The sequence below is a fragment of the Kitasatospora sp. NPDC059812 genome, assembly GCF_042732075.1.
Classification (GTDB): domain Bacteria; phylum Actinomycetota; class Actinomycetes; order Streptomycetales; family Streptomycetaceae; genus Kitasatospora.
Genome location: NZ_JBHWIO010000001.1, coordinates 183,038 through 209,409 on the forward strand (window position 1 = coordinate 183,038; position 26,372 = coordinate 209,409).

Consider the following 26,372-nt stretch of genomic DNA (forward strand, 5'->3'; position numbering starts at 1 on the left):
ACGTGTGAGTGATGGTCCGGACCCCACGAGGTGGTCCGGGCCACATCCGTTTCCAGGCACCTTCCGTGACCTGCGCGTACCTGCGCGTTCGCCGGCCCACCAGACCCGCACTCGCCTCCGGAGGCCCCGCCTTGAGCGATCAGCCGTTCGCGCATCTGCACGTCCACACCGAGTACTCGATGCTGGACGGTGCCGCCCGGCTGAAGCAGATGTTCAAGGAGGTCGAGCGGCTGGGTCAGACCCATGTCGCGATGACCGACCACGGGAACATGTACGGCGCCGCCGAGTTCCACAAGCAGGCGACCGCCGCCGGGATCACCCCGGTGATCGGCATCGAGGCGTACGTCGCGCCGGAGTCCCGCTCCAACACCAAGCGCATCCTGTGGGGCCAGCCGCACCAGAAGCGGGACGACGTCTCCGCCTCCGGCGCGTACACCCACAAGACCATCTGGGCCCGTAACAAGGAGGGCCTGCACAACCTCTTCAAGCTGACCTCGCGCTCGTACGCCGAGGGCTGGCTGGTGAAGTGGCCCCGGATGGACAAGGAGCTGATCTCCGACCTGTCCGGCGGCCTGATGGCCACCACCGGCTGCCCGTCCGGCGAGGTGCAGACCCGGCTGCGGCTGGGCCAGTTCGACGAGGCGGTGAAGTCGGCCGCCGACTACCAGGACATCTTCGGCAAGGAGAACTACTTCCTGGAGCTGATGGACCACGGCCTCGACATCGAGAAGCGGGTCCGCGACGGGCTGCTGGAGATCAGCAAGAAGCTGAACATCCCCCCGGTCGTCACCAACGACTCGCACTACACCACCGAGGCCGACGCCGGGGCGCACGACCTGCTGCTCTGCGTGCAGACCGGCAAGAACCTCTCGGACCCGGACCGCTTCCGCTTCGACGGCACCGGCTACTACATCAAGTCGGCCGCCGAGATGTACGCCCTGGACTCCTCGGACGCCTGGCAGGAGGGCTGCCGCAACAGCCAGCTCCTCGTCGCCTCCCGGGTCGACACCGAGGGCATGTTCAAGTTCCGCAACCTCATGCCGCGCTTCCCGATCCCGGAGGGCTTCGAGTCCGAGGCGGACTTCTTCAAGTCCCAGGTGTGGAAGGGCATGGACTGGCGCTTCCCGGGCGGGTACGACGAGGAGCACAAGAAGCTCGCCGAGTACGAGATGGACACCATCATCCAGATGGGGTTCCCGGCGTACTTCCTCGTGGTCGCCGACTTCATCATGTGGGCCAAGGAGCAGGGCATCGCGGTGGGCCCCGGCCGTGGTTCGGCGGCGGGCTCGCTGGTCGCGTACGCGATGGGCATCACCGACCTCGACCCCATCCCGCACGGCCTGATCTTCGAGCGCTTCCTCAACCCCGAGCGCATCTCCATGCCCGATGTCGACATCGACTTCGACGAGCGCCGGCGCGGTGACGTGATCCGGTACGTGACCGAGAAGTGGGGATCCGACAAGGTCGCCATGATCGTCACGTACGGCACCATCAAGGCGAAGGCCGCCATCAAGGACTCCTCGCGCGTCCTCGGCTACCCGTACGCGATGGGCGACCGGATCACCAAGGCGATGCCGCCGGACGTGATGGGCAAGGGCATCCCGCTGTCCGGCATCACGGACAACAGCCACCCGCGCTACAGCGAGGCCGGCGAGATCCGGGGGCTGTACGAGAGCGACCCGGACGTGAAGAAGGTCATCGACACCGCGCGCGGCATCGAGGGCCTGATCCGCCAGCCCGGCGTGCACGCGGCCGGCGTCATCATGTCCGCCGAGCCGCTGACCGACCACATCCCGGTCTGGACCCGGCACACCGACGGCGTCACCATCACGCAGTTCGACTACCCCACCTGCGAGGGCCTCGGCCTTCTCAAGATGGACTTCCTCGGCCTGCGCAACCTGACGATCATGGACGACGCCGTCAAGGCGATCGAGAAGAACAAGGGCATCAAGATCAACCTGCTTGATCTGCCCCTGGACGACAAGCCGACCTACGAACTGCTGGCACGCGGCGACACGCTCGGCGTCTTCCAGCTCGACGGCGGCCCCATGCGCTCGCTGCTGCGGCTGATGAAGCCCGACAACTTCGAAGACATCTCCGCCGTCCTCGCGCTGTACCGACCGGGCCCGATGGGCGTCAACTCGCACACCAACTACGCGCTGCGCAAGAACGGCCAGCAGGAGATCACCCCGATCCACCCGGAGCTGGAGAAGCCCCTGGAGGAGATCCTCAAGCCGACGTACGGCCTGATCGTCTACCAGGAGCAGGTGCAGAAGGCCGCCCAGATCCTCGCCGGCTACTCGCTCGGCCAGGCCGACCTGCTGCGCCGGGCCATGGGCAAGAAGAAGAAGGAGATCCTGGAGGCCGAGTTCGTGCCCTTCCAGAAGGGCTGCCGGGACCACGGCTACTCGGACGCGGCGATCCAGGCGGTGTGGGACGTCCTGGTCCCCTTCTCCGGCTACGCGTTCAACAAGGCGCACACCGCCGGGTACGGGCTGGTCTCGTACTGGACGGCCTATCTCAAGGCGAACTTCCCGGCCGAGTACATGTCCGGCCTGCTGACGTCGGTCAAGGACGACAAGGACAAGTCGGCGATCTACCTCAACGAGTGCCGCAAGATGGGCATCCAGGTGCTGCCGCCGGACGTCAACGAGTCGGACTCGGACTTCACCCCGCACGGTGACACGCTCGTCCGGTTCGGCCTCACCGCGATCCGCAACGTCGGCGGCCCCGTCGTCGACTCGATGATCCGCACCCGCAAGTCGAAGGGGAAGTTCAGCTCCTTCCCGGACTTCCTCGACAAGGTGGAGTCGGTGGTCTGCAACAAGCGGACCGTCGAATCGCTGATCAAGGCGGGCTCCTTCGACTCGCTCGGGCACACCCGCAAGGGCCTCAGCGCGCAGTTCGAGCCGATGATCGACAACGTCGTCGGGGTCAAGCGCAAGGAGGCCGAGGGCCAGTTCGACCTGTTCGGCGGGGACGCCGTCTCCGACGAGCCCAGCTTCGGCCTCGACGTCGTCTTCTCCGAGGAGGAGTGGGAGAAGTCCTTCCTGCTCACCCAGGAGCGCGAGATGCTCGGCCTGTACGTCTCCTCGCACCCGCTGCACGGCATCGAGCACGTGCTCGCCGACAAGGCCGACTGCGCGGTGGCCGACCTCGCCGAACGGCCCGACGGCACCATCGTCACCATCGGCGGCATCATCTCGGGCCTCCAACGCAAGATGACCAAGCAGGGCAACGCCTGGGCGATCGCGACCGTCGAGGACCTCGCGGGCTCGATCGACTGCATGTTCTTCCCCGCCAGCTACCAGCTGGTCTCCGCCCAACTCGTCGAGGACGCCGTGGTGTTCGTGCGCGGCAAGCTGGACAAGCGGGAGGACGTGCCGCGCCTGATGGGGATGGAGCTGACCGTCCCGGACCTGTCGAACGCGCACGCCGAGGCGCCGATCATCATCAACATCCCGAGCGTGAAGATCACCCCGCCGCTGATCGCCCGGCTCGGCGAGGTGCTGGGCAGCCACCGGGGCACCACGGAGGTCCGGGTGCGGCTGGAGAGCCGCAACAAGACGACCGTGCTGCGGCTGGACCGGCACCGGGTGAAGTCGGACCCGGCGCTGTTCGGGGACCTCAAGCAGCTGCTCGGGCCGAGCTGCCTGGCGGGCTGACGTGCGCCTGATCCCCCGTGCCTCTTAGCGAGGCCCGGGGGATCAGCCGTGCCCGCCCAGGCCTGGGGGGACGGCCGTGTGCAGGGCGGAGACGAAGGCCGAGATGGCCGGGTGGGAACCGGCGCCCGCGCGGAAGGCGGCCCGGGTGCGGCGGTACATCGGCAGCCGGGTGAGGACCACGCCGGGCGGGGGCTGCGCGGCGCCCAGCTGCGGGACCAGGGCCACGCCCTGGCCGGCCGCGACCAGGGCCAGGACGGTCGCGAAGTCGTCGATCTGGTGCCGGATCCGGGGCGCGAACCCGGCGGCCTCGCAGGCCCGGACGGCCATGCTGTGGCAGAGCGTGCCCGGCGGGGCCATGATCCACGGCGCGCCGCGCTGCTCGGCGACCGTGCCCGGACTACGGGCCGCCAGGTACATCGGCTCGGTGAACACCGGACGGGTCACCGCCAGGCCCGGCTCCGGATCGGCCGGGACGAGGTCGTACTCGTGGACCAGGGCGACGTCCAGCTCGCCCGCGCGCAGCGCCGCCGCGACGCCCGCCGGATCCACCTCCGTCACCATCGGCTCCAGGCCCGGGTGCCAGGCGGCCAGCTCGCCCAGCACCGCCGGGATGATCGCGCGGGCCGCCGACGGATAGGTGCCGATCCGCAGCGGGCCGGCCAACCCCCTTCGGGCGTGGGCGAGTTCGGCGCCCGCCTGCTCCAGCAGGGCGAGCACCGCCTCGGCGTGCCGGACGAGGTTGCGCCCGGCCGGAGTGAGCGCGACCCGCCGCCCGGTCCGCTCCAGCAGCGGGACGCCCGCCTCCTTCTCCAGGACGGACAGCTGCTGGGACACCGCCGAAGGGCTGAAGGAGAGCGCCTCGGCGACGGCGGCGATGGTGCCGAGGTGGGCGAGTTCGCGCAGCAGGCGCAGGCGTCGGACGTCGAGCATCGGCTCAGCTTACGAGAAGCATCACGAATGTGAACTGGACCTGGGTGATCGGCGGGCCGCAGGATCGTGACCATGGAACTCACCGGCATCCACGTCCCCCTGATCACGCCCTTCGCCGCGGACGGCACGGTCGCGCTGGACGCCCTCGCCGTGCTCGCCGCCGAGCTGCTGGAGGCCGGTGCGGCCGGGCTGGTCGCCCTCGGGACCACCGGCGAGCCCGCCGCGCTGAGCGAGGACGAGCGCTGGGCCGTGGTCGAGACCGCCGCGGCCGCCTGCGCCGCCCGCGGGGCCCTCCTGACCGTCGGCGCGCACGGCGGCGACACCCGCTCCACCGCCGAGTCGCTGGCCGCGCTCGGCAAGCGGGTGCCGCAGGCCGCGGCCGCGCTGGTTACCGTCCCGGCGTTCCTGCGGCCGGGCGAGGCCGGGACGGTCGCGCACTTCCGGGCGCTCGCCGGGAGCAGCCCGCTGCCGCTGGTCGTCTACCACATCCCGTACCGCACCGGGCAGCAGCTGTCCGCCGCCGCGCTGCTCGAACTCGCCGCGCTGGACGGCGTGGTGGGCGTCAAGTACGCGACCGGGGGAGTGGACCAGACGGCGGTGGAACTGCTCGCCGCCGCCCCCGCCGACTTCGCGGTGCTGACCGGGGAGGACGCCTTCCTGTCCCCGCTGCTGGCGCTCGGCGCGGCCGGCGGCATCCTCGCCTCCGCCCACCTGGCCACCGCCCGGTTCGTCGAGCTGACGCAGGCCTGGCAGGCCGGGGACGCCGCCCGGGCCCGGGCGCTCGGGCACCGGCTCACCGGGCTGGCGCTGGCCGCCTTCGCCGCGCCGAACCCGACGGTGATCAAGGGCGTGCTGCACGCCCAGGGCCGGATCCCCACCCCGGACGTCCGGCTGCCGCTGCTGCCGGCCGGCGGGGCGGAGGTCGAGGCGGCGCTGAAGCTGGTGAGTGGTCTGGACCACTAGCCGCTCTCACACCGTGGAACACCAGGCCGCCGCACCCTCGTGACAAGGCATGATGGGCAGAGTGCGGCTGTAGACAGCACCATCCAGAGGAGTAGTCGGAATGAAGATCGGCATTGTCGGGGCCACCGGCCAGGTCGGCGCAGTGGTCCGCGAGATCCTGGCGGAGCGCGCTGGTCGTGAAGGCGGACTGGGCCCGGTCGAGCAGCTGCGGCTGTTCGCCTCGGCCCGCTCGGCCGGACGCACCCTGCCCTGGCAGGGCACCGAGGTCACCGTCGAGGACGCATCCACGGCCGACTACACCGGCCTGGACATCGTGATCTTCTCGGCCGGCGGCTCCACCTCCAAGGCCCTCGCCCCCAAGGCCGCCGCGGCCGGCGCCGTCGTCATCGACAACTCCTCCGCCTGGCGCCGCGACCCCGACGTCCCGCTGGTCGTCTCCGAGGTCAACCCCGGCGCCATCGCCGACCGGCCCAAGGGCATCATCGCCAACCCGAACTGCACCACCATGGCCGCCATGCCCGTGCTGCGCCCGCTGCACGAGGAGGCCGGCCTCGCCGCGCTCGTCGTCTCCACCTACCAGGCCGTCTCCGGCAGCGGCGTGGCCGGCGTGGCCGAACTCCAGGACCAGGCCGCCAAGGTCGTCGACGGCGCCGCCGCGCTCGCCCACGACGGCTCCGCCGTCGAGTTCCCCGAGCCCAAGGTCTACCAGCGCCCGATCGCCTTCAACGTGGTGCCGCTGGCCGGCTCCATCGTCGAGGACGGCTCCAACGAGACCGACGAGGAGCAGAAGCTCCGCCACGAGAGCCGCAAGATCCTCGGCATCCCGGACCTCAAGGTCGCCGGCACCTGCGTGCGCGTCCCGGTCTTCTCCGGCCACTCGCTCCAGATCAACGCCCGCTTCGAACGCCCGATCAGCCCCGAGCGCGCCGCCGAACTGCTCGCCGCCGCCCCCGGCGTCGAACTGTCCGACATCCCCACCCCGCTCCAGGCCGCCGGCCGGGACCCGAGCTACGTCGGCCGCATCCGGGCCGACGAGACCGTCGAGCACGGCCTGTCGCTGTTCGTGTCCAACGACAACCTGCGCAAGGGCGCCGCGCTCAACGCCGTCCAGCTGGCCGAGCTGGTCGCCGCCGAGCTCAAGGGCTGACACCCGGCCCCGCCGGGCCGCGGGCGCTCGCACCCCGCACCTCGCGGCGAGCGCCTCGCCCCTCGCGGGGGGCGCCCCGCACCTTGGGGCGGGCGCCCGCTCGCACTCCCCGGCGTGACCAAGGGCGGGCCCCGTCGTTGAACGGGGCCCGCCTTTGCGTTCCGTTGGGCTTGCCGTTGCGGTACCGCGACATCCGTCGAGGTTCGGCGCGCGAACCAGGGGGAAAAGGTGACCCAACGATCGGGCGGCCACGGGGGCCCCTCACCCCACCACGTCCGGACGACGGGCGGATCCGCGCCCACCCGGCCCGACCCCCACACGAGGGCGAGTGGAAAGAGGTGCGCGATGGACCGCTGTGTCGTCCTGGTGGATGCCGGATACCTGCTGGGCGCCGCCGCCAGCCTGCTCGCCGGTGACCCATCCCGTTCCAGAGTCACCGTCGACCACACCGCGCTGATCACCGCGCTGCGCGAACGCGCCGAAGCCGAGACCGGGCTTCCGCTGCTGCGCATCTACTGGTTCGACGCCGCCCCCGACCGGCGCCCGATGCCCGAACACCGCCGGCTGCGCGTCCTGCCCCGCGTCACCGTGCGGCTCGGCGCCCTCACCCGCGCCGAAGGGCGCTGGGTGCAGAAGGGCGTCGACGCCGCCATGCACGCCGAACTCTCCGAACTCGCCCGCAACCGGGCCTGCGCCGACGTCGTCCTGATCACCGGCGACGGCGACCTGCTGCCCGGCATGATGACCGCCAAGGAACACGGCGTGGCCGTCCACCTGTGGGCGCTCCAGGCCGCCGACGGCGACTTCAACCAGTCCGAGGACCTGGTCGGCGAGGCCGACGAGCGAAGAGTGCTCGACCGCGAGTGGATCGAGGGCTCCTTCAGCCTCCGGGACAACGCCAACGTCTTTCCGGCGCCCGGCGCCCGCCAGGAGATCGCCAAGATCCTCGCCGCCCCGCCCGGCGCCCCGCCCGTGGTGGCACCCGCCGCGGCGCCGGTCGTGGCGCCCCCGGTCGTCCAACCGGCCGCCGCCGCCCCGGCCGCCGTGCCCGCTGCCCTCAGGGCCTCCGCCGTCGGGGCCGCTGTCGTCGGGGCCGTCCCAGGCGCCGGGCGGCCCCAGCCGGCCGCCGCGCTCAAGGTCGTCCCCACCCCCAAGGACCTCGCCGGGCGCACCCCCGCCGTCGCCCCGGCCGTCAACGGGCATGGCGGTACCGGACTCGCGAACGGCCACGGCGGCAACGGGCTCGTCAACGGGCACGGCGCCAACGGGCACGGCGGCAACGGGTTCCTGAACGGGCAGGCGAACGGGCAGGCGAACGGGCACGGCACCAACGGGCAGGCCGTCGGCACGACGGGCGCCCCCGGACAGGCCGGCCCCGTCCTGCGCTGGTCCTCCGACCGCGGATGGGTCGACCGCCCCGCCCCCGAACCCGCCGTCACCGCCGGCGACAGCCTCCCCACCCTCGCCCACCTCACCACCGCCGAACAGCGCTGGGCCGACCGCGAGGAGGACATCACCTCCATCGGCGGCGACGCCCACGAAGTCGGCCAGGTCTTCGCCCGCCGCTGGAGCGAACGGCTGGGCGACGTCGAACGGCTCACCGTGCTCTGGCCCGACTACCCCCGCATCCCGCACCGGGTCGACGGCGAACTCCTCCGCTACGCCGCCCGCTTCGGACTGCTCGCGCACAAGGACGACCAGATCGACGAACACGACCGCTACGCCATCCGGGCCGGATTCTGGAAGGAACTGGCGGTGCGGGTGCCCGGCGGATCGATGGTCGTCGTGGACGACTGACGGGCGCACGGCCCGGGTTGGACCCGGCGAGCCGCGTGCCGGTTTTCGGTGATCAGGCCCCCTTGTCCGGTTCGCCCGGGCGAACGCGTAAAGTCTTCGGTCGTGACCGAGTCGGCAGGGCGAGTACCCCAGAACACCCCGCCGTGCGTCGCCGTGCGCGACCTCGTCAGGACCTACCGCACCGGGCGCGGAGCCTCCGCAGGCGAGATCCGGGCCAACGACGGAATCAGCCTCACCGTCCGCCAGGGCGAGATCTTCGGGCTGCTCGGACCCAACGGGGCCGGCAAGTCCACCCTCGTCCGCCAGCTCACCGGCCTGCTGCGGCCGGACTCCGGATCCGTCGAACTCCTCGGCCACGACATCGTCCGCCACCCCGAACGGGCCGCCCGGTTGCTCGGCTACCTCGGCCAGGAATCCAGCGCCCTCGACGAACTGACCGTCGCGCTCGCCGCCGAGACCACCGGACGGCTGCGCGGCCTCACCCGGGCCCAGGCCCGTACCGAAGCTGCCGACGTCCTCACCGAACTCGGGCTCGAACCCCTCGCCCAGCGGCCGCTCGCCAAGCTCTCCGGCGGCCAGCGCCGACTCGCCTGCGTCGCCGCCGCCCTCGTCGGGGAACGGCCGCTGCTCGTCCTCGACGAACCCACCACCGGCATGGACCCCGTCGCCCGGCGGGCCGTCTGGACCGCCGTCGACCGGCGCCGCACCGAACGCGGCGCCACCGTCCTGCTGGTCACCCACAACGTCATCGAGGCCGAGACCGTGCTCGACCGGGTCGCCGTCATCGACGACGGGCGGGTCATCGCCTGCGACACCCCCGGCGGGCTCAAGGCCCTCGTCGACGGCGACGTCCGGCTCGACCTGGTCTGGCGGGACGAGGCGCCGCTCGCCGTCCCCGCCGTCGCCGCACTCGCCGAACGGGCCGAACGCACCGGCCGCCGCTGGACCGTCCGCACCACCCCCGAACAGGCCCGCGAACTGGTCGCCGCCGTCACCACCGGCCCGGCCTTCGCCGCCCTCGACGACTTCACCCTCGCCACCCCGAGCCTTGAGGACGCCTACCTCAAGCTCGGGGGCCGCCACGGAGGACTGGCCAAGTGACGCTGCTCTCGGTGCCGCCGCAGGCCACCGCCCCCGCGACCGGCGGCACCCCCGCCCCGCTCGCCCCCGCGGCCCGGCTGCTGCCCGCCCTCGCCGCCGTCTACCGGGCCCAGCTCGCCCGGGCCCGGGTGGCGCGGATCCCGCTGCTGTTCGTCGCCACTTTCCAGTCCGTCGGCATCCTCGTGATGATGCGGGGCGTGGTGGACGCCGGGCAGACCTCGGCCGCGCGGTCCGTGGTCGCCGGGTCCAGCGTGCTGGTGGTGGCGTTCGTCGCCCTCAACCTGCTCGCCCAGTACTTCGGGAAGCTGCGGGCCACCGGCGGACTCGACCACTACGCGACGCTGCCCGTACCCGCCGCCTCCGTGGTGCTCGGCGCGGCCGCCGCCTACGCCTCGTTCACGCTGCCCGGGACGGTCCTCACCGCGGCCTTCGGCGCCGTGATGTTCGGGCTGCCGCTCGGGCAGCTGTGGGTGCTGCTGGCCGTCGTCCCGCTCGCCGGAGCCGCCCTGTCCGGGCTCGGGGCCGCCTGCGGGCTGCTCGCGCCCCGCCAGGAGATCGCCACCATGCTCGGGCAGCTCGGCATGTCGGCGGCGCTGCTGCTCGGCGTGCTGCCCGTCGACCACCTCCCGCAGCCCGTCCTGTGGCTGCGCGACCTGCTGCCCTCCACGTACGGCGTCGAGGCCTTCGCCCGGACGTTCGAACCCGACCCGGACTGGGCGCTGATCGCGGGCGACCTCGCCGTCTGCGCGGGCGTCGGCGTGGTGTCGCTGGCGATCGCCACCTGGGCCTACCGGCGGGCCGTCTCCCGGTAGGGGGTGTCCCGGGGGCCGCCCGGGGTCCGGCTCCGCGCGGTGCGGGGTCCGGCTCCGGGAGGCACGGGCGGCGGCTCGTCCCGGCCGCGATCGTGAAACGATGGGGCCTGTGACCGTACCGAACACACCTCCGGACCCCACCCGCGCCGCCGCGGACGCGGTGCCGGACATCACCCCCGATCCGTACGCGCCGCCGCCCGCCCCCGACGCCGGGACCCCGCCGCCGGCCGGCCTCGCGGTCGCGCAGTCGCCGGGCCCCACGCTCAAGGAGCGGCTGCTGCCCGAGCTGCGGCTCGGCGCGGGCACGGTACTGGCCTGCATCGCGGTCGGACTGGTGATGGCAGGGCTGTGGGTCTGGCTCGCGCCCAAGGTGCCGCTGGTCGTGGACGGCGACCGCATCCTCTACGCCGACCCCGAAGGCGAACAGCGGGCGGGGGCCGACGCGGTCTTCGCCCTGATCGCGCTCGGCGCCGGCCTCCTGACCGCGCTCGGGGCCTTCCTGGCCACCCGGCAGCGCGGCGGCGGCATCGCGGTCGCGCTCGGACTGATGGTCGGCGGACTCCTCGGCTCGGTCGGCGCCTGGCGGCTCGGCCGGTGGCTCGGCCCCAGCAACGACCTGATCGCCGAAGCCCGGCGGGTCGGCAACGGCGGGCACTTCGACGCGAGCATCGACCTCGGCGCGCTGGGGGCGCTGCTGGTGTGGCCGATGGCGGCGATGGTGGTGCTGCTGGCGCTGTCGGCGGCGTTCGGCAAGCGCGAGGAGGACCCGCCGCCGTACTGGGCCGGGCCGTACGGGGCGGCTGCGCCGCAGGCCCCCGCGGACGGCGCTGTGTGGCCTCCGCAGGACGCCGTGCGGGCGGACGACGGTGTTCGGCCGGAGGACGCTGCGCGGCCGGGGGAGCGCGGGCAGGGCTGACCGCGTAGGCCCGGGCCCCCCCCCGGGGGGGGGCGGGGGGCGGGGGGGGGGGGGGCGCGGGGGGGGGGGGGGGCGGGGGGGGGGGGGCCGCGCGCGCGGGGGGGGGGGGGTCAGAGAGGGCGGGGGGCCCGTCGGCCGGGGTCAGCGAGCGATCGGTGCGGTGCGGGCGCCGGTCAGGGTGACCAGGTCGGCCGGGGCGAGTTCGACCTCCAGGCCGCGGCGCCCGCCGGAGACGTAGACGGTGGGGTGGGTGAGCGCGCTGGCGTCGACCACGGTCCGCAGCGGGCGGCGCTGGCCGAGCGGGGAGATGCCGCCGAGGACGTAGCCGCTGCTACGCTCGGCGGCCGCCGGATCGGCCATGGCGGCGCGCTTGCCGCCGACGGCGGCGGCGAGGGCCTTGAGGTCGAGTTGCCCGGCGACCGGGACCACGCCGACGGTGAGCACGCCGTCCACGTCGGCGACCAGGGTCTTGAAGACCCGCTCGGCGGCGACGCCCAGGACCTCGGCGGCCTCGCCGCCGTAGGAGGCGGCGGCCGGGTCGTGCTCGTAGGCGTGCACGGTGAACGGGACGGCGGCGGTCTCCAGGGCGACGGTGGCGGGGGTGCCCTGCCCGCCCTTCTTCGGCTTCTTCGCCATGTGGGGCTCCTTCTTCGCCGTGCGGGTTTTCCGGGCCAGCGTGCGGGCTTCCCGGGTCAGCGTGCGGGTTTTCCGGATCAACGTGCGGGCTGCCCGGGTCAGCGTGCGGGTTCTCCGGATCAGCGTGCGGGCTTCCCGGATCAGTTGGGGCTGAACGACTGGCGGGTGAGGTCGACGGCGGGCAGCGACGGCAGCCAGCTGAGCACGGAGCTCTCGCGGCGCAGCAGGTCGAGTTCGGTGCGCAGCCGCTGGGCGGTGTCGGGGCAGGCCAGCAGCTGCTGCTTGACCGGGGTCTCGAACACCGAGGCGGCGGCGACCAGGTAGGAGAGCACCTGCGGGTCGTCCGGGAGCTCCTGGCGCCCGACCGTGCTGGCCTCGCGGGCCCCGGCGAGGCGCTTCTGGTAGACCCGGAAGGCCCGCTCGACCTCGGCGGCGAGGGCGCCGGAGCCTTCGCCGGGCTGTTCCTCGACGAGTTCGGCCTCGCCGGTCAGGTACGGGCCGGAGACGTCCGCCGAGCGGAGCCGGAACCGGGTGGTGCCGGTGACCAGCAGCTCGTAGCGGCCGTCCGGCTGCTCCTGGACGGAGGCGACGTCGGCGACGCAGCCGATGTGGAACATCGCCTCCAGGGGGTCCCCGGTGGCGGTGCCGAGGCCGTCGAGCGGCCCGGCCGGGCCCTCGTCGGGGCGGACCGGGGAGACCTCGCGGCCGTCCTTGATGGCGAGCACGCCGAAGCGGCGCGGCGTGTCGGCCGGTAGTTGGAGCAGGTCGGCGACGAGACGGCGGTAACGCTCCTCGAAGACGTTCAGGGGCAGCACGAGGCCCGGGTAGAGCACGTTGTTCAGCGGGAAGAGCGGGAGCCGTTCTGTCACGGCGGACAGCGTAGTTCCCCGCGCGGTCGCGGCGCGTCGGGGTTGCGCCCGAGGGCGGCCCGCCGGGGCGGTCAGCCCCGTTGCAGCATGCGGGTGGCGCCGGCCACGACGGTGGTGGCGAGCAGCCAGCCGACGATCACCAGCCCGGCGGTGACGTACTGGCTGAGGCCCCCGGGGTTCCAGCCCTGCTGGCCGAGCTCGACGACCGGGACCAGTTGGCTGAGCGTGTACAGCACCGGGTTCCAGTGCGGGTGCTCGTCGGCCTTCAGCGGCTCCAGCGGGTGGGTGGCGAACCAGACGCTGCCCAGCGCCCAGGCGAGCAGCAGCCACAGGCCGGCCCGGCCGGGGCGGTAGCCGTAGCCGACGGTGGCGTCCTGGACGCGGCCCCAGATCCGGGCGGGCAGCGGGAGGGTCCGGTGGCGGCGGCGCTGCTTGGCGTACAGCACCTCGCGGGCGTCGTCGTCGGCGCCGTCGCGGCGCAGGGCGGCGGCGAGCTGCTCGTAGGACTCGGGCTGGAAGTCCACCGAGGAGCCCTCCAGCCAGGCGATCCGCTGCTGGACGCTGAAGGGCCCGACCGGGCGCAGCACCTCGTAGACGAAGCCGGTCAGGCCCAGGTGGCGCCCGCGCGGCCAGGCGTCCGGGGTGTCGACGAGGTTGCCGACCCGGGCGCGGGAGAGCGAGACGGTGCCGGTGGGGCGGACCCGGCAGGTGAACCGCAGCTCGGGGGTGTGGATGCGGCGCAGCGAGAGCTCGTCGTCACCCTCCAGGTGGAACTCGCCGGAGATCAGGCAGGCGCTCTCGAAGCGGGCGTCGGAGAGCCGGACCCGGCCGAAGGCGCGGAACGGGGTGCTGGGGGCGCCGGGCGGCGGGTTCTGGCCGTAGCCGGAGCCGTAGTAGCTGCGGGAGCCGAACCAGCCGCCGTCGGCGGAGCTGGTCAGGTAGAGGGTGTGGCCGACGGTGAGCCGGACGGCGTTGAGGCAGGTGCGGTTCTGCGGGACGGCGTGCAGCTGGGCGCCGCGCAGCGACAGCCGGCCGCCTATCCGGGCCGTGCGCAGGCTCAACTCGCCCTGCACATCGACGCGTTCGGCCTCGAAATCCTGGTGGACGGCCAGGCCGTCGGCGGACAGCGCGCGGCCGTAGCGGTCGCCGCCCAGGACGGTCTGGTTGAGCAGCAGGTCGGTGCCGACCTTGGCGTCGGTGAGCCGTACGCCCTCGGGTATCCGGCAGCGGGCCAGATGGAGGTCGCCGGTGGTGGTGAGCCGGGAGGCCTCCAGGCGGGGGATCAGGCAGGTGACGAAGCGCAGCGTCGAGGCCGAGGCCTCCGAGATGAGGATCTTGCGCTCGAAACGGCACTCGCGGAGCTCGACGTAGTGGCCGATGGCGCCGCCGGCCAGGTTGAGCGCGCCGGTGACCAGCACGCCGTTGAGCCGCAGCGAAGCGACCCGCCCGGTGGCGGCGGCCGGGCCGGCCAGCAGCAGATGGGCGAGCACCCTGGCCCGGACGGTGCGCCCGGGGCCCCAGGCGGCGTCCCCGAACGGGTCGTCGGTGGCGGCGTCGCCACTCCGCCGGTCGAAGACGTTGCCGCGACGGAAGGCCTCCCAGAGCTCACGCTCCGTATCGGTCCAGCCCTCCGGAGCGTGCTCCAGCATGGTTTTCCCCGTCCCCCCGGTCGTCTCGCCTTTCGTATCACGGACTGAAATGCGGGACCAGGGGTTCCGGCCACTCCTTACACTGGGTGGCGTGATCTCTCGAATCGACCTCCGCGGCTCGCTGGACGACCCGCGTGACCTGCTGCCCCGTGCCGAGTTCGACGTGGCGGCCGCCCTGGAGAAGGTGCGGCCGATCGCCGAGGACGTACGCCATCGCGGGGTCGCGGCCGTGATCGAGATCACCGAGCGCTTCGACGGCGTCCGGCTGGAGTCGACCCGTGTCCCGGCCGAGCAGCTGACCGAGGCCCTGGAGACGCTGGACCCGAAGGTGCGGGCCGCGCTGGAGGAGTCGATCCGCCGGGCCCGCGCCGTGCACGCCGACCAGCGCCGCACCGAGCACACCACCCGGGTGGTGCCGGGCGGCACCGTCACCCAGCGCTGGGTGCCCGTGGAGCGCGTCGGCCTGTACGTGCCGGGCGGGCTGGCCGTCTACCCGTCCTCCGTGGTGATGAACGTGGTGCCGGCCCAGGAGGCGGGCGTCCAGGGCATCGCCGTGACGTCCCCGCCGCAGAAGGAGTTCGACGGCCGCGTCCACCCGACCATCCTGGCGGCCTGCGCGCTGCTCGGCGTGGACGAGGTGTACTCCGTCGGCGGCGCCCAGGCCGTGGCGATGTTCGCGCTGGGCACCGAGGAGTGCGCGCCGGTCAACATGGTCACCGGCCCCGGCAACATCTACGTGGCCGCCGCCAAGCGCTTCTTCGCCGGCCGGATCGGCATCGACTCGGAGGCCGGCCCGACCGAGATCGCCGTCCTCGCCGACGACAGCGCGCTGCCCTCCGACGTGGCCGCCGACCTGATCAGCCAGGCCGAGCACGGTCCGACCTCCGGCTCGGTGCTCGTCACCGACTCGCCGGCGCTGGCCGACGCGGTCGAGGCGGAACTCGCCGTTCAGGTCGCCAGGACCAAGCACAGCGAGCGGGTCGCCGAGGCGCTGGGCGGCCGGCAGTCCGGGATCATCCTGGTCGACGACCTGGAGCAGGGCCTCGCCGTGGTCAACGCCTACGCGGCCGAGCACCTGGAGATCCAGACCCGGGACCCGCACGCGGCGGCCGCCAAGGTCGTCAACGCGGGCGCCGTCTTCATCGGCCGCTGGACGCCGGTCTCGCTGGGCGACTACGCGGCCGGCTCCAACCACGTGCTGCCCACCGGCGGCTGCGCCTGCCACTCCTCGGGCCTGTCCGTGCAGACCTTCCTGCGCGGCGTCCAGGTCGTCGAGTACGACCGGGACGCGCTCGCCGACGTCGCCGCGCACGTGGTCAACCTCGCCAACGCCGAGGACCTGCCCGGGCACGGCGACGCGATCAAGGCGCGCTTCGACTGGACGGTGCCGGGATCGTGACTGCTGTTACTTCTTCTGTGACTCCTGTGACTTCTGAGGCTGGTGCGACTCCGGTGGCTGGTGCGACTCGGGTGACTCGGATCGACGACCTCCCCATCCGCGACGAGCTGCGCGGCCAGTCCCCGTACGGCGCGCCGCAGCTGGACGTGCCCGTCCAGCTGAACACCAACGAGAACCCGTACCCGCTCCCCGAGGAGCTGGTCGCCCGGATCGCCGAACGCGTCGCCGAGGCCGCCCGCAACCTCAACCGCTACCCCGACCGGGACGCCGTCGAACTGCGCGAAGGCCTCGCCGCGTACCTCGGCCGGACCACCGGCTTCGCCGTCACCCGGCAGCAGGTCTGGGCCGCCAACGGCTCCAACGAGGTGCTCCAGCAGCTGCTGCAGACCTTCGGCGGCCCCGGCCGCAGCGCGCTCGGCTTCGAGCCCTCCTACTCGATGCACGCGCTGATCTCCCGGGGCACCGGCACCGAGTGGATCTCCGGCCCGCGCAACGACGACTTCACCATTGACCTGGACGCCGCCCTCGGCGCGATCGCCGAGCACCGGCCGAACGTGGTCTTCATCTGCTCGCCGAACAACCCGACCGGCACCGCCGTCGCCGCCGACACCGTGCTGCGGCTGTACGAGGCCGCGCAGGCCGCCGGGCCCAGCCTGGTCGTCGTCGACGAGGCGTACGTCGAGTTCTCGCACCGGGCCTCGCTGCTGCCGCTCATCGAGGGCCGCCCCAACCTGGTGGTCTCCCGCACCATGTCCAAGGCCTTCGGCGCGGCTGGGCTGCGCCTGGGCTACCTGGCCGCCGACCCGGCCGTGGTGGACGCGGTGCAGCTGGTCCGCCTGCCGTACCACCTGTCGTCCGTCACCCAGGCCACCGCGCTGGCCTGCCTGGAGCACACCGACACCCTGCTCGGGTACGTCGGCCGGCTCAAGGCGGAGCGCGACCGGCTGGTCGACGCGCTGCGCGGGCTCGGCCTGGAGGTCACCGACTCGGACGCCAACTTCGTCCAGTTCGGCCGCTTCGCCGACACCCACGCCGTCTGGCAGGCCATCCTCGACCAGGGCGTCCTGGTCCGTGACAACGGCGTCCCCGGGTGGCTGCGCGTCACCGCCGGCACGCCCGCAGAGAACGACGCCTTCCTGGACGCCGTTCGAACAGTGATCAAGGAGCTGTAACCCGTATGTCCCGCATCGGACGCGTCGAACGCACCACCAAGGAGACCGCGGTCCTGGTCGAGATCGACCTCGACGGCACCGGGAAGACCGACATCTCCACGGGCGTCGGGTTCTACGACCACATGCTCGACCAGCTCGGCCGCCACGGTCTCTTCGACCTCACCGTCAAGACCGACGGCGACCTGCACATCGACACCCACCACACCATCGAGGACACCGCCCTCGCGCTCGGCGCCGCCTTCAAGCAGGCGCTCGGCGACAAGGTCGGCATCTACCGCTTCGGCAACTGCACGGTGCCGCTGGACGAGTCGCTCGCCCAGGTCACCGTGGACCTCTCCGGCCGGCCGTACCTGGTGCACACCGAGCCCGAGAACATGGCGCCGATGATCGGCTCGTACGACACCACGATGACCCGGCACATCCTGGAGTCCTTCGTGGCCCAGGCGCAGATCGCCCTGCACGTCCACGTGCCGTACGGGCGCAACGCCCACCACATCGTGGAATGCCAGTTCAAGGCGCTCGCCCGAGCCCTGCGCTACGCCGCCGAGCGCGACCCGCGCGCGGCCGGAATCCTCCCCTCGACCAAGGGTGCACTGTGAGCAAGGCGACCCTCGCCCTCATCTTCGTCGGCCTCTTCCTGGCCGGCGGCGTGATCTCGTTCTGGAAGCAGAAGCTGCCCAAGGGCGTCATCCTGGTGCTCGCGTTCGGCTCGGTCATGTGCCTGGCCTCCGGCATCATGCGCCTCTAGCCGCATGGACGCTGGATACATGGGCTCTGGACACGTGAGCTCCGGACACGTAGAGAGACTGGACACCTGAACATGGGCAAGAACGTCGTCGTCCTCGACTACGGGTCGGGCAACCTCCGCTCCGCGCAGCGCGCGCTCGAACGGACCGGGGCGGACGTCACCGTCACCTCCGACTACGACACCGCGATGAACGCGGACGGCCTGCTCGTCCCCGGCGTCGGCGCCTTCGAGGCCTGCATGCGCGGCCTGAAGTCCGTCCGGGGCGACTGGATCATCGGCCGCCGGCTCGCCGGGGGCCGCCCCGTCATGGGCATCTGCGTCGGCATGCAGATCCTCTTCGAGAAGGGGGTCGAGCACGGCGTGGAGACGGCCGGCTGCGACGAGTGGCCCGGCGTCGTCGAGCCGCTGGACGCCCCCGTCATCCCGCACATGGGCTGGAACACCGTCGACGTGCCCGAGGGCAGCCGGATGTTCGCCGGCCTCGACCCGCAGAGCCGCTTCTACTTCGTGCACTCCTACGGTGTGCGGCACTGGGAGCTGGAGACCCACAGCGCACGGATCCACGCCCCGCTCGTCACCTGGGCCACCCACGGGCAGCCCTTCGTCGCCGCCATCGAGAACGGCCCGCTCTGGGCCACCCAGTTCCACCCCGAGAAGTCCGGCGACGCCGGCGCCGCCCTCCTGACCAACTGGGTCAACACCCTCTGAGCTTGGAAGAGTTGTGACTATGAGCCGCCTCGAACTGCTTCCCGCCGTCGACGTCCGGGACGGCCAGGCCGTCCGCCTGGTCAAGGGCGCGTCCGGCACCGAGACCTCCTTCGGCGAACCGCTCGCCGCCGCCCTCACCTGGCAGAACGCCGGCGCCGAGTGGCTGCACCTGGTCGACCTCGACGCCGCCTTCGGCACCGGCACCAACTACGAGCTGCTGCGCGAGGTCACCGGCCGCCTCGACATCAAGGTCGAGCTGTCCGGCGGCATCCGCGACGACGAGTCGCTCGCCAACGCGCTCGCCACCGGCTGCACCCGGGTCAACCTCGGCACCGCCGCCCTGGAAGCCCCCGAGTGGGTCGCCAAGGCCATCGCCGAGCACGGCGACAAGATCGCCGTCGGCCTGGACGTCGTCGGCACCACCCTGCGCGGCCGCGGCTGGACCCGCGACGGCGGCCAGCTCTTCGAGGTGCTGGAGCGGCTCAACCAGGAGGGCTGCGCCCGCTACGTCGTCACCGACGTCAACCGGGACGGCACCCTGACCGGCCCCAACCTGCAGCTGCTGCGCGACGTCTGCGCCGCCACCGACCGCCCCGTCGTCGCCTCCGGCGGCGTCTCCTCGCTCGACGACCTGCGCGCCATCGCCGGCCTGGTCGGTGCGGGTGTCGAGGGCGCCATCGTGGGCAAGGCACTCTACGAGCAGAAGTTCACCCTCGAAGAGGCCCTGGAGGCGGTTTCAGGATGACGGAACGTCGGATCGTACGTGGCAGGGTCGGCGGATTCTCCCCCTGGGAGGACCAGTTCGGCTACTCGCGGGCGGTCGCCGCGGGAGACCACGTGCACGTGGCCGGCTCCACCGCCTGGGTGGACGGCCGGATCGAGCACGAGGGAGACCCCTACCGGCAGACCCTCGCCGCGTTCGGCGTCGGGCTCAACGCCCTCGCCGCGTACGGTCTGACGGCGGACGACGTGGTCCGCACCCGGATGTACATCACCCACGTCCGCGACGCCGACGAGGTGGGCCGCGCCCACCACCAACTCTTCGACGCCGCCCGCCCGGTGGCCACCATGGTGGTGGTCGACGGGCTGATCGACTCCCGGATGATGGTCGAGATCGAGCTCGACGCCTATCGATCCGGGCTGGCAAAGACCCTGGAAGGCAAACAGCCGTGACCCTCGCCGTACGTGTCATCCCCTGCCTGGACGTCGACGCCGGGCGGGTGGTCAAGGGCGTCAACTTCCAGAACCTGCGCGACGCCGGCGACCCGGTCGAGATGGCCAAGCTCTACGACGCCGAGGGCGCCGACGAGCTGACCTTCCTCGACATCACCGCCTCCTCCGGCGACCGGGAAACCACCTACGACGTGGTCCGCCGCACCGCCGAACAGGTCTTCATCCCGCTCACCGTCGGCGGCGGCATCCGCGCCGTCGAGGACGTCGACAAGCTGCTGCGGGCCGGCGCCGACAAGGTCGGCGTCAACACCGCCGCCATCGCCCGGCCGGAACTGGTCCGCGAGATCGCCCAGCGCTTCGGGCGGCAGGTCCTGGTGCTGTCCGTGGACGCCCGGCGCTGCCCTCCCGGCACCGAGACCGCGTCCGGCTACGAGGTCACCACCCACGGCGGGCGCAAGGGCACCGGCCTCGACGCCGTCGAATGGGCCGGGCGCGCGGCCGAACTCGGCGCCGGCGAGATCCTGCTCAACTCGATGGACGCCGACGGCACCAAGGACGGGTACGACCTGGAGATGATCCGGGCCGTCCGCAAGACCGTCTCCGTGCCCGTCATCGCCTCCGGCGGCGCCGGCAAGCTCGCCGACTTCGCGCCGGCCGTCGAGGCGGGTGCGGACGCGGTGCTCGCCGCGAGCGTCTTCCACTTCGGGGACCTGCGGATCGGGCAGGTCAAGGACGCGCTGCGGGAGGCCGGGCACCCGGTGCGGTGACCGGCCGTACGGCTTGAGGGCCCGCCGCGCTGGTGCGTGGCGGGCCCTTCCGCGTTCTCAGGTCTCCTGCGTTCTCAGGCCTGCGGCGGCTCGCCCTTGATCAGCGCGAACGGCGTACCGTGCGGGTCCGCCAGCCAGGCCAGCCGCCCGACGTTCGGCACGGTCTCCGCGGGCATCAGCACCGAGCCGCCGGCCGCCGTCGCCTTCGCGATCACCGCGTCCACGTCGTCGGCGGCGAAGTACGGCGTCCAGGCGGAGGGCTGACCCGGCTGCATCGTCGGGGCGATGCCGCCGAAGGCCGTGGCCTGCTGGTCGCCCTCGGAAGTCGAGATCACCCGGTAGTCCATGCCCGGAGCCGGCTCGAACTTCTCCACCCGCCAGCCGAACAGCGCCTGGTAGAAGCCGAACCCGGCGCCCTGGTCCGAAGTGTGCAGCTCGGACCAGACCAGCGTGCCGTCCTCCGACACCACGTCCAGACCGGTGGTCGCGCCCGGCTGCCAGACCGCGAACCTGGCCCCCTGCGGGTCGGCGAACTGGGCGAACCACCCCTCGCCCATGACATCCATCGGCGGGACCAGGACCGAACCGCCCGCCTGCTCGGCGGCCTGCGCGGTGGCGTTCACGTCGGCCGTACGGAAGTACGTCGTCCAGGTCGGCTGGTCACCCTCGTCGAGCGGGCCGACGGCGCCGACCGTCCTGCCGCCCAGCTGGAAGAAGCCGTAGCCGCCCGCCTCCGGGCCGCCGGACCGGAACGTCCAGCCGAAGACCTTGCCGTAGAACTCGGCGGTGGCGGGGATGTCCGGGCTGCCGAGGTCGATCCAGCAGGGCGCGCCGGCCGGAAAGTCGGTGGTGAGCATGAGGTGGTGCCCCTTCGACGGAAGACGTGACCAGGCCGGTTCCGTCGGGCGCGCGCACGCACCCTCCCCGACCCTCTGCGAGTCTGCACCCGCCCACTGACATCCGCAGCCGGGGGAGCGGCCGCAGACCTCAGCTGCGCCCGCGGAAACGGGCCCACTGCTGAGCCGCCCGGTTCAGCCCGGCAGTCCACGGGTCCGGATCGTCTCCGGCGATCTCGGCCCACATCCGGGCCTGAGCCTGCGCGAAGGCGAAGACGGCGCCCCTGGCGGTGCTGAGTTTGGCGGCGATCTTGGAGTTGAAACCGGCCGAGACGGTCTGTGCGGCAAGGACCGGCGTCCCGAGGCGGGCGGTGACGGCCCGGTGTACGGAGCCGGGCAGGTCTGCCCAGTGAAGGCGGGTGGTGGTCACGTCGTCCAGGCTCCCAGAGTCGGCCCGGAGGCCGACGGCACCGCAGCGAGGGCGACGACGGTGAGCGCGCCGTTTGAGCGTTCGGTGCAGCCGCCGGCCAAGACGCGCGACTGACCAACGCGGCACCGCCTTCCACCGTAAGTTGTCGGCTGGGCCCGGGACGATCGGCCTGAGGCAACTCTCGTTCGGCGGGGTGTCGGGACGCTGAGGGTGGCCCGTACGCTTTGCGGATGGAGCGAGCTGGAGTGCCTTCGTTTCGCGCGGTGATCTTTGACTTCTTCGGTGTCCTGACCTCGAACATGGTCGAGGTCATCACGTGGTTCGAGGATCGGGAGAGGATCGCCCGGGGAACCTTCCTGCGAGCCTGGGCCGCCCCCCGAGGGCAGGACCTGTTCCGCCGCCTCGAACTCGGCCAGATCAGCCAGGAGGACTGGAACAGCGGGTTCGCGACCCTGATGGGCGTGAAGCCGGACAACCTGCTGGGCCGATACCTCCACGACGCCTTTCCGGCCTACCCGGTCCTCCGGGTCGCACGGGAAGCCCGTGCGGCAGGGATCCGGACCGCGGTACTGTCCAACAGCCTCGGCAGGCAGCCCTACGACCCGTACACCGGCTTCGACCTGCACGGCACCTTCGATGTGGTGGTGCTGTCGGCAGAGCACGGTGTCCGCAAACCCGAACCTGCGGCCTTCCGGATCGTGCTGGAAAACCTTGATGTCCGCGCCACGGAGTGCCTGTTCGTGGACGACAGCGAGGAGAATCTCGCCGCTGCTCAGAAGCTCGGCTTCACCCCGGTACACGGGCTGGACGAGGACTTGGTGGCCCGGCAACTGCGCAAGCTTCTGCACCTACCCGGCCTCTAGGAAGGCGCGAACCCCCGCGTGGGCGGTGTGCGGGGCCAGCTTCTCGCGCAGGCCCCGCAGTTGGGTGGCGGAGCGCGACGGAAGACGTGACCAGGGGCCGGTTCCGTCGGGCGCGCGCACGCACCCTCCCCGGCCCTCTGCGAGTCTGCACCCGCCCACTGATATCCGCAGCCGGGGGCGGCTCCTTGCAGGGGAGCCCGAGTTCGGCCGCCCTCCCACGCATCCGGGAGAGCTCGTCAGGTGCCTGAGTGGCGCAGCTGGGACTCGGCGGCCGACTTGGTGTAGAAGCGCCTGATCCGGTCCGAGGAACCCGGAACGCGCACGTAATCGTGCTGTTCGCGGTCGTAGATCCCCCAGCACTCCAGCAGGAAGAAGTGGGGGCCTCGGGAGTCGATCAGGCGGATCTCGTAACGAGACGAGGCGGAAGAAGCGCTCACCGCGGCTTCCGGCCGGGCATGAACACGAGCTGGAAGGGTTGGTGCGGCGAGCCGCGTGTCTCCCGCCACGACCTGGTCGGGCGCCGCCTCGAACCAGACCACCTTGCCCTCCTCCGCCGGGTACCAGCCCCAGGAGTGGGTCAGCGTCTCCACCAGGAGCAGGCCGCGGCCGCCGGTGGCCATGTCGCCCGCCGCGCTCCTCACCGGCGGCTGCGGACTCCTGTCCGCGACCTCGACCCGGAGGCGGACCCCAGTCCACCGGACCGTGACGCGGCAGCGCTCCCTCACGTGCTCGATGGCGTTGGCCAGCAGCTCGTCGGCGCACAACTCGACGTCCCGCAACGCGGTGTCCGACAACGGCGCGCGCCAGGATTCGGCGCTGTGCCGGATCAGTTGACGCGTCGGTCGGACGGCCTCCGGATCCGGTTCGACGTCCCAGGATCGCGGGGTCGGGATTGTGGCGGTGTCGGTGTAGTTCATCGGCGGGACCGTCTCAGTCGGGTGCTCCGGGCATCTGTCCGGACGACTCTCAGAATCCCGAGACGGCAGCCCTCAGATAAGGCCAGCGTGTGTACCCATGATGGGTAAACTTGCGGTCAGTTATCTCGCGCTACGCTGAGCGATGATCCTTCTGGTGACGGGGGTGGCTGGTCGTGAGCGAGTCCACAGAGTCACCTGGGCTGCCCAGCCGACTGCTCGCGGACCCTGAGATGGTGGCGGCTTGCAGGGAGCGGGACTTCGCCCAGATCTTCCAACTCGCCAAGCACAAAGGGGGATTCCATCCTTCGCGCATCGCCCGGGCGTGTGAGTTGACGCCCAGCAGGGTGGGGGAGGTGATGAAGGGGCGGCCGAAGATCACCAACATGTCCGTCATCGAGCGCATCGCGGACGGCTTAAAGATTCCCGGCCGTATGCTCGGGCTGGCAGACCGTTGTTGGGAACAGCCTGCCGCGCCTCACGAAGGCGCGGCAGTGTCGGCTGATCCTGTTCGCGTTTCGTGGCAGGCCGAGGGTTCGCCAATGAGGGGCAATGTGGATGACATCCTCGCCATCGCAGCCGGAACCAGGGTCACGCCCACTGTCCTCCGCTCCCTCCAGGTGTCCATCGAGGACTATTGGCGGCGCGACGACCAACACGGCGGCGGGGCGCTCCGGCCCGCTGTGATTGGTCAACTCAGGTATGTTGCAGGCGCAGTAAGGGATACAGCTGACCCGAACTGTCGGCGCAGTCTTCATGGCATCGCGGCCGAACTCGCCCGCCTTGCCGGCTGGACGTACTTCGACGCGCGGCAGTACAGCACGGCACAGGGCTACTTCACCGAATCGCTCCGGTTCGCCAGAGAGGCCGACGATCGCCTGTTCATCGCCAACGTGCTCGCATGTCTCAGCCTTCAGGCGACCTACCAGGACAATGCGCAGGGAGCGATCGCGCTGGCTCGGGCCGCACAGGACAATGCGCGTCTTGGCGGTGGTACTCCGAGGTTGCTGGCCATGCTGTTGATGCGCGAAGCCTTCGGCCACGCGAGTGCGAACGATCAGGAGGCGGCCCGCCGTGCGATCACCGAAGCGCACCAGCGCTTCGAGCGCATCACCGAGGGCGACGACGACCCCGCGTGGGTCCAGTACTTCGATCACACCAAGCTCACCGTGGATACCGGAATCGCCCTTGGCCAAATGGGGGAAGCCATCGCTGCCGAACCCCTCATCGCCGAAGCGCTGCGGACCGAGTCAACGACGAACCTCAGAGGGCGCGCGTTCCACACCTTCTGGCTCGCGCGGACCCAACTCCAACGACGAGAGGTCGAGTTGGCTTGCGCCACTGCCACAAAGGCCCTCGACCTCACGGCGGTTGTTGAGTCTCCCCGAGTGGTTGCCCACCTCCAGGAGTTCCGTTGGCTCCTTGGGCCCTACCGCAGCAGCGCCTCGGTCGTGGATCTGGTCGACCGGATCACCGGCATAGCCAGGTGATTCAGAGACCGGCCTCGTCCAGGAGCAGGTAGAGCACGCCCACGAGCGTGCCGCTGCTGACGATCTCGCGGCGGTCGACCATGCCGCGCAGCGCGGACAGGGGAATCCACTCGATCCGGTCGGACTCGTTGCGCTCGGTGGGCGGTCCCGTGTACTCGACCGCATCGGCTCGGAAGACGAAGTGCTCGGAGTCCGTGATGCCGTTCGCCGGCTGGGCGTAGATCAGCGGTTTGACCTCACCGACCTTCCAACCGGTCTCCTCCAGCGCCTCCCGGGCTGCCGCCTCCGCAGGGGTCTCGTCGGGCTCGATCAGCCCCATCGGGAGTTCCCAGGCCCAGGTGTCGGTGATGAAGCGGTGCCGCCACATCATGAGGACCTGCTTCTCGCTGTTCACGACGGCGGCCACCGCGAGGTGCCGCAGTTTGACCACGTGGTGTTCCCAGCGGTGTCCGTCGGGCTGCTCGACGTCGGCGAGCCACAGGTTCACCCAGGGGTTCTCGTAGATCGGACGTTCCCCGTGGATCTTCCACCGCATCGCTGAGGCCCCTTTCGACGGAACGACAGCATCTCAGAAGCTGGGTGGATGATGTGGGTCCTGGCTCGTCGGGCGCTCGGTCTCGATCAGCCCCGCTCCTGCGCGGCGCTGATCGAGAATGCACGTGCCCTCGGCGTTGGTCGGGCGTTTGGAAGGACCGACGCGCTTCTTCGCAACAGTCGTACCGCAGGAAGGAACCGACCGACGTGGCTCAGCCGACCGCCGATCAGATGACTGCTCTCAATCCCGCTACGGAGTCGATGACTCTGCTGGTCGCCGCCGTCATCGTCCATGACCTTGAAGCTCAACGTGTCGTTCTTCTTCGGCGGGGGCCCAGGGCCAAGTTCGCGCAGGGCCTGTGGGATCTGCCGGTCGGCAAGAGCGAACCAGGCGAGCCGATCACGGAGACGGCGGTTCGCGAGCTCAGGGAGGAGACCGGGCTCGTCGTCGCTCCCGAGGACTTGCAACTTGTCCACGTCATCCACGGTGCTCGCGGCGTCGAGGCTCCCAACGGCTTCCTGACCGTCGTTTTCGCGGCTCACCGGTGGTCCGGTGAGCTCGCGAACGGGGAACCTGCCAAGCACTCGGACGTTGCGTGGGTCGGCGTCGGTGCCGTACCGGAGGAATTCGTCTCCACTACCAGGGGCGCTCTGATCGGCTATCTCACCGATGGCCCGAGCGTCTCCCTCGATTCGTGGCGGAGCTGATAGCCAGCGGGGAGTTTCCGATCTCCTCCCATTCTTCTTGGTCTTGGGTCGTCGAGGGGGGGGGGGCGCGGGGGGGAGGGGGGGCGGGGGGGCGGGCTGAATAAAAAAAAAAGCCCCCCCAGACCGCCGCACAACACATATTGGA

Annotated in this window: 26 protein-coding genes; 18 read left to right on the top strand and 8 right to left on the bottom strand. The window is 71.7% G+C overall.

The genetic code is table 11. The features are described 5' to 3' along the window. Window positions 1-131: 131 nt before the first annotated feature. Window positions 132-3,665: a DNA polymerase III subunit alpha gene (gene dnaE, locus ACFV6D_RS00850; protein ID WP_063347195.1), complete on the top strand. Its 3,534-nt coding sequence runs from the start codon at window positions 132-134 to the stop codon at window positions 3,663-3,665. A gap of 42 nt (window positions 3,666-3,707) precedes the next feature. On the opposite strand, the gene ACFV6D_RS00855 is transcribed toward dnaE, so the two are convergent. Continuing rightward, on the bottom strand, window positions 3,708-4,595 hold the full coding sequence (locus ACFV6D_RS00855) for a LysR family transcriptional regulator (protein ID WP_380334016.1): 888 nt from the start codon (window positions 4,593-4,595) through the stop codon (window positions 3,708-3,710). Window positions 4,596-4,667: 72 nt separating this feature from the next. Here ACFV6D_RS00855 and ACFV6D_RS00860 point away from each other — a divergent pair, with 72 nt between their 5' ends. The 6 genes from ACFV6D_RS00860 to ACFV6D_RS00885 all read left to right on the top strand — a co-directional run bounded on the left by ACFV6D_RS00860 (window position 4,668) and on the right by ACFV6D_RS00885 (window position 11,331). Then, entirely contained in the window at window positions 4,668-5,558 is an 891-nt protein-coding gene (locus ACFV6D_RS00860; RefSeq protein WP_380481666.1) for a dihydrodipicolinate synthase family protein, read from the top strand. A gap of 100 nt (window positions 5,559-5,658) precedes the next feature. After that, on the top strand, window positions 5,659-6,705 hold the full coding sequence (locus tag ACFV6D_RS00865) for an aspartate-semialdehyde dehydrogenase (RefSeq protein ID WP_380489932.1): 1,047 nt from the start codon (window positions 5,659-5,661) through the stop codon (window positions 6,703-6,705). Between the two features lie 345 nt (window positions 6,706-7,050). Then, on the top strand, window positions 7,051-8,502 hold the full coding sequence (locus ACFV6D_RS00870) for an NYN domain-containing protein (RefSeq protein WP_380557387.1): 1,452 nt from the start codon (window positions 7,051-7,053) through the stop codon (window positions 8,500-8,502). Window positions 8,503-8,604: 102 nt separating this feature from the next. Beyond that, window positions 8,605-9,603, top strand: a complete 999-nt coding sequence (locus tag ACFV6D_RS00875; protein WP_380557390.1) for an ABC transporter ATP-binding protein — start codon at window positions 8,605-8,607, stop codon at window positions 9,601-9,603. Then, window positions 9,600-10,415, top strand: coding sequence for an ABC transporter permease (locus ACFV6D_RS00880; RefSeq protein ID WP_063347189.1), 816 nt, complete (start codon window positions 9,600-9,602; stop codon window positions 10,413-10,415). Before ACFV6D_RS00875 ends, ACFV6D_RS00880 begins: the two co-directional genes overlap by 4 nt. Window positions 10,416-10,524: 109 nt before the next feature. Beyond that, window positions 10,525-11,331 carry a hypothetical protein gene (locus ACFV6D_RS00885; RefSeq protein ID WP_380376359.1) on the top strand — a complete coding sequence of 269 codons (807 nt, stop codon included), beginning with the start codon at window positions 10,525-10,527 and terminating at the stop codon, window positions 11,329-11,331. Window positions 11,332-11,472: 141 nt separating this feature from the next. Here the strand turns inward: ACFV6D_RS00885 and ybaK are convergent, their stop codons facing one another. The 3 genes from ybaK to ACFV6D_RS00900 form a co-directional block, all read right to left on the bottom strand. Continuing rightward, entirely contained in the window at window positions 11,473-11,967 is a 495-nt protein-coding gene (gene ybaK / locus ACFV6D_RS00890; protein ID WP_063347187.1) for a Cys-tRNA(Pro) deacylase, read from the bottom strand. Window positions 11,968-12,107: 140 nt separating this feature from the next. Continuing rightward, window positions 12,108-12,836, bottom strand: coding sequence for an LON peptidase substrate-binding domain-containing protein (locus ACFV6D_RS00895; protein ID WP_380423259.1), 729 nt, complete (start codon window positions 12,834-12,836; stop codon window positions 12,108-12,110). A gap of 71 nt (window positions 12,837-12,907) precedes the next feature. Further along, window positions 12,908-14,485, bottom strand: a complete 1,578-nt coding sequence (locus ACFV6D_RS00900; protein ID WP_380557393.1) for an oxidoreductase — start codon at window positions 14,483-14,485, stop codon at window positions 12,908-12,910. A 91-nt stretch (window positions 14,486-14,576) separates the two neighbouring features. Here ACFV6D_RS00900 and hisD point away from each other — a divergent pair, with 91 nt between their 5' ends. From hisD to hisF, 8 genes are all read left to right on the top strand, one after another. After that, window positions 14,577-15,884, top strand: a complete 1,308-nt coding sequence (gene hisD / locus ACFV6D_RS00905) for a histidinol dehydrogenase (protein ID WP_063347184.1) — start codon at window positions 14,577-14,579, stop codon at window positions 15,882-15,884. A 71-nt stretch (window positions 15,885-15,955) separates the two neighbouring features. Further along, window positions 15,956-17,056, top strand: a complete 1,101-nt coding sequence (locus ACFV6D_RS00910; protein WP_063347183.1) for a histidinol-phosphate transaminase — start codon at window positions 15,956-15,958, stop codon at window positions 17,054-17,056. Window positions 17,057-17,061: 5 nt separating this feature from the next. Continuing rightward, window positions 17,062-17,655, top strand: a complete 594-nt coding sequence (hisB, locus tag ACFV6D_RS00915) for an imidazoleglycerol-phosphate dehydratase HisB (RefSeq protein ID WP_380334030.1) — start codon at window positions 17,062-17,064, stop codon at window positions 17,653-17,655. After that, a complete protein-coding gene (locus tag ACFV6D_RS00920) occupies window positions 17,652-17,804 on the top strand; it encodes a hypothetical protein (protein ID WP_167745856.1) in 153 nt (50 codons plus the stop codon). Before hisB ends, ACFV6D_RS00920 begins: the two co-directional genes overlap by 4 nt. A 72-nt stretch (window positions 17,805-17,876) precedes the next feature. After that, entirely contained in the window at window positions 17,877-18,512 is a 636-nt protein-coding gene (gene hisH / locus ACFV6D_RS00925; protein ID WP_063347181.1) for an imidazole glycerol phosphate synthase subunit HisH, read from the top strand. A 19-nt stretch (window positions 18,513-18,531) separates the two neighbouring features. Then, on the top strand, window positions 18,532-19,257 hold the full coding sequence (gene priA, locus ACFV6D_RS00930) for a bifunctional 1-(5-phosphoribosyl)-5-((5-phosphoribosylamino)methylideneamino)imidazole-4-carboxamide isomerase/phosphoribosylanthranilate isomerase PriA (RefSeq protein WP_380557396.1): 726 nt from the start codon (window positions 18,532-18,534) through the stop codon (window positions 19,255-19,257). Next, window positions 19,254-19,685 (top strand): RidA family protein, encoded by a 432-nt coding sequence (locus ACFV6D_RS00935; protein ID WP_063347179.1) that lies wholly within the window; start codon window positions 19,254-19,256, stop codon window positions 19,683-19,685. The genes priA and ACFV6D_RS00935 overlap by 4 nt, the downstream gene beginning before the upstream one ends. Beyond that, on the top strand, window positions 19,682-20,452 hold the full coding sequence (gene hisF, locus ACFV6D_RS00940; RefSeq protein WP_063347178.1) for an imidazole glycerol phosphate synthase subunit HisF: 771 nt from the start codon (window positions 19,682-19,684) through the stop codon (window positions 20,450-20,452). Before ACFV6D_RS00935 ends, hisF begins: the two co-directional genes overlap by 4 nt. A 74-nt stretch (window positions 20,453-20,526) precedes the next feature. Here hisF and ACFV6D_RS00945 read toward each other — a convergent pair whose 3' ends face one another. Further along, entirely contained in the window at window positions 20,527-21,309 is a 783-nt protein-coding gene (locus tag ACFV6D_RS00945) for a VOC family protein (protein WP_380557399.1), read from the bottom strand. 130 nt (window positions 21,310-21,439) lie between these two features. Continuing rightward, on the bottom strand, window positions 21,440-21,718 hold the full coding sequence (locus ACFV6D_RS00950; protein WP_380557402.1) for a hypothetical protein: 279 nt from the start codon (window positions 21,716-21,718) through the stop codon (window positions 21,440-21,442). Window positions 21,719-21,948: 230 nt separating this feature from the next. On the opposite strand from ACFV6D_RS00950, the gene ACFV6D_RS00955 reads away from it, so the two are divergent. After that, window positions 21,949-22,581 (top strand): HAD family hydrolase, encoded by a 633-nt coding sequence (locus tag ACFV6D_RS00955; protein WP_380557405.1) that lies wholly within the window; start codon window positions 21,949-21,951, stop codon window positions 22,579-22,581. Between the two features lie 236 nt (window positions 22,582-22,817). Here ACFV6D_RS00955 and ACFV6D_RS00960 read toward each other — a convergent pair whose 3' ends face one another. Then, the gene (locus ACFV6D_RS00960; RefSeq protein WP_380557408.1) at window positions 22,818-23,498 is read right to left on the bottom strand and encodes an ATP-binding protein; all 681 of its coding nucleotides are present in this window, start codon (window positions 23,496-23,498) and stop codon (window positions 22,818-22,820) included. 173 nt (window positions 23,499-23,671) lie between these two features. Here ACFV6D_RS00960 and ACFV6D_RS00965 point away from each other — a divergent pair, with 173 nt between their 5' ends. Beyond that, entirely contained in the window at window positions 23,672-24,985 is a 1,314-nt protein-coding gene (locus tag ACFV6D_RS00965) for a hypothetical protein (RefSeq protein ID WP_380557411.1), read from the top strand. A gap of 1 nt (window position 24,986) precedes the next feature. Here ACFV6D_RS00965 and ACFV6D_RS00970 read toward each other — a convergent pair whose 3' ends face one another. Continuing rightward, window positions 24,987-25,520: an NUDIX domain-containing protein gene (locus tag ACFV6D_RS00970; protein ID WP_380376384.1), complete on the bottom strand. Its 534-nt coding sequence runs from the start codon at window positions 25,518-25,520 to the stop codon at window positions 24,987-24,989. Between the two features lie 206 nt (window positions 25,521-25,726). On the opposite strand from ACFV6D_RS00970, the gene ACFV6D_RS00975 reads away from it, so the two are divergent. After that, complete coding sequence (locus ACFV6D_RS00975) at window positions 25,727-26,227, top strand: NUDIX domain-containing protein (RefSeq protein WP_380557414.1); 501 nt, start codon at window positions 25,727-25,729, stop codon at window positions 26,225-26,227. The last annotated feature ends 145 nt before the right edge of the window (window positions 26,228-26,372 follow it).

What these genes read in the sequence shown, in the direction of transcription:
- ACFV6D_RS00855 (WP_380334016.1), bottom strand. Translation starts at nt 4,595, where the DNA reads ATGCTCGACGTCCGACGCCTGCGCCTGCTGCGCGAACTCGCCCACCTC.
- ACFV6D_RS00860 (WP_380481666.1), top strand. Translation starts at nt 4,668, where the DNA reads ATGGAACTCACCGGCATCCACGTCCCCCTGATCACGCCCTTCGCCGCG.
- ACFV6D_RS00865 (WP_380489932.1), top strand. Translation starts at nt 5,659, where the DNA reads ATGAAGATCGGCATTGTCGGGGCCACCGGCCAGGTCGGCGCAGTGGTC.
- ACFV6D_RS00870 (WP_380557387.1), top strand. Translation starts at nt 7,051, where the DNA reads ATGGACCGCTGTGTCGTCCTGGTGGATGCCGGATACCTGCTGGGCGCC.
- ybaK (WP_063347187.1), bottom strand. Translation starts at nt 11,967, where the DNA reads ATGGCGAAGAAGCCGAAGAAGGGCGGGCAGGGCACCCCCGCCACCGTC.
- ACFV6D_RS00900 (WP_380557393.1), bottom strand. Translation starts at nt 14,485, where the DNA reads ATGCTGGAGCACGCTCCGGAGGGCTGGACCGATACGGAGCGTGAGCTC.
- hisB (WP_380334030.1), top strand. Translation starts at nt 17,062, where the DNA reads ATGTCCCGCATCGGACGCGTCGAACGCACCACCAAGGAGACCGCGGTC.
- hisH (WP_063347181.1), top strand. Translation starts at nt 17,877, where the DNA reads ATGGGCAAGAACGTCGTCGTCCTCGACTACGGGTCGGGCAACCTCCGC.
- priA (WP_380557396.1), top strand. Translation starts at nt 18,532, where the DNA reads ATGAGCCGCCTCGAACTGCTTCCCGCCGTCGACGTCCGGGACGGCCAG.
- ACFV6D_RS00935 (WP_063347179.1), top strand. Translation starts at nt 19,254, where the DNA reads ATGACGGAACGTCGGATCGTACGTGGCAGGGTCGGCGGATTCTCCCCC.
- ACFV6D_RS00945 (WP_380557399.1), bottom strand. Translation starts at nt 21,309, where the DNA reads ATGCTCACCACCGACTTTCCGGCCGGCGCGCCCTGCTGGATCGACCTC.
- ACFV6D_RS00955 (WP_380557405.1), top strand. Translation starts at nt 21,949, where the DNA reads ATGGAGCGAGCTGGAGTGCCTTCGTTTCGCGCGGTGATCTTTGACTTC.
- ACFV6D_RS00960 (WP_380557408.1), bottom strand. Translation starts at nt 23,498, where the DNA reads ATGAACTACACCGACACCGCCACAATCCCGACCCCGCGATCCTGGGAC.
- ACFV6D_RS00970 (WP_380376384.1), bottom strand. Translation starts at nt 25,520, where the DNA reads ATGCGGTGGAAGATCCACGGGGAACGTCCGATCTACGAGAACCCCTGG.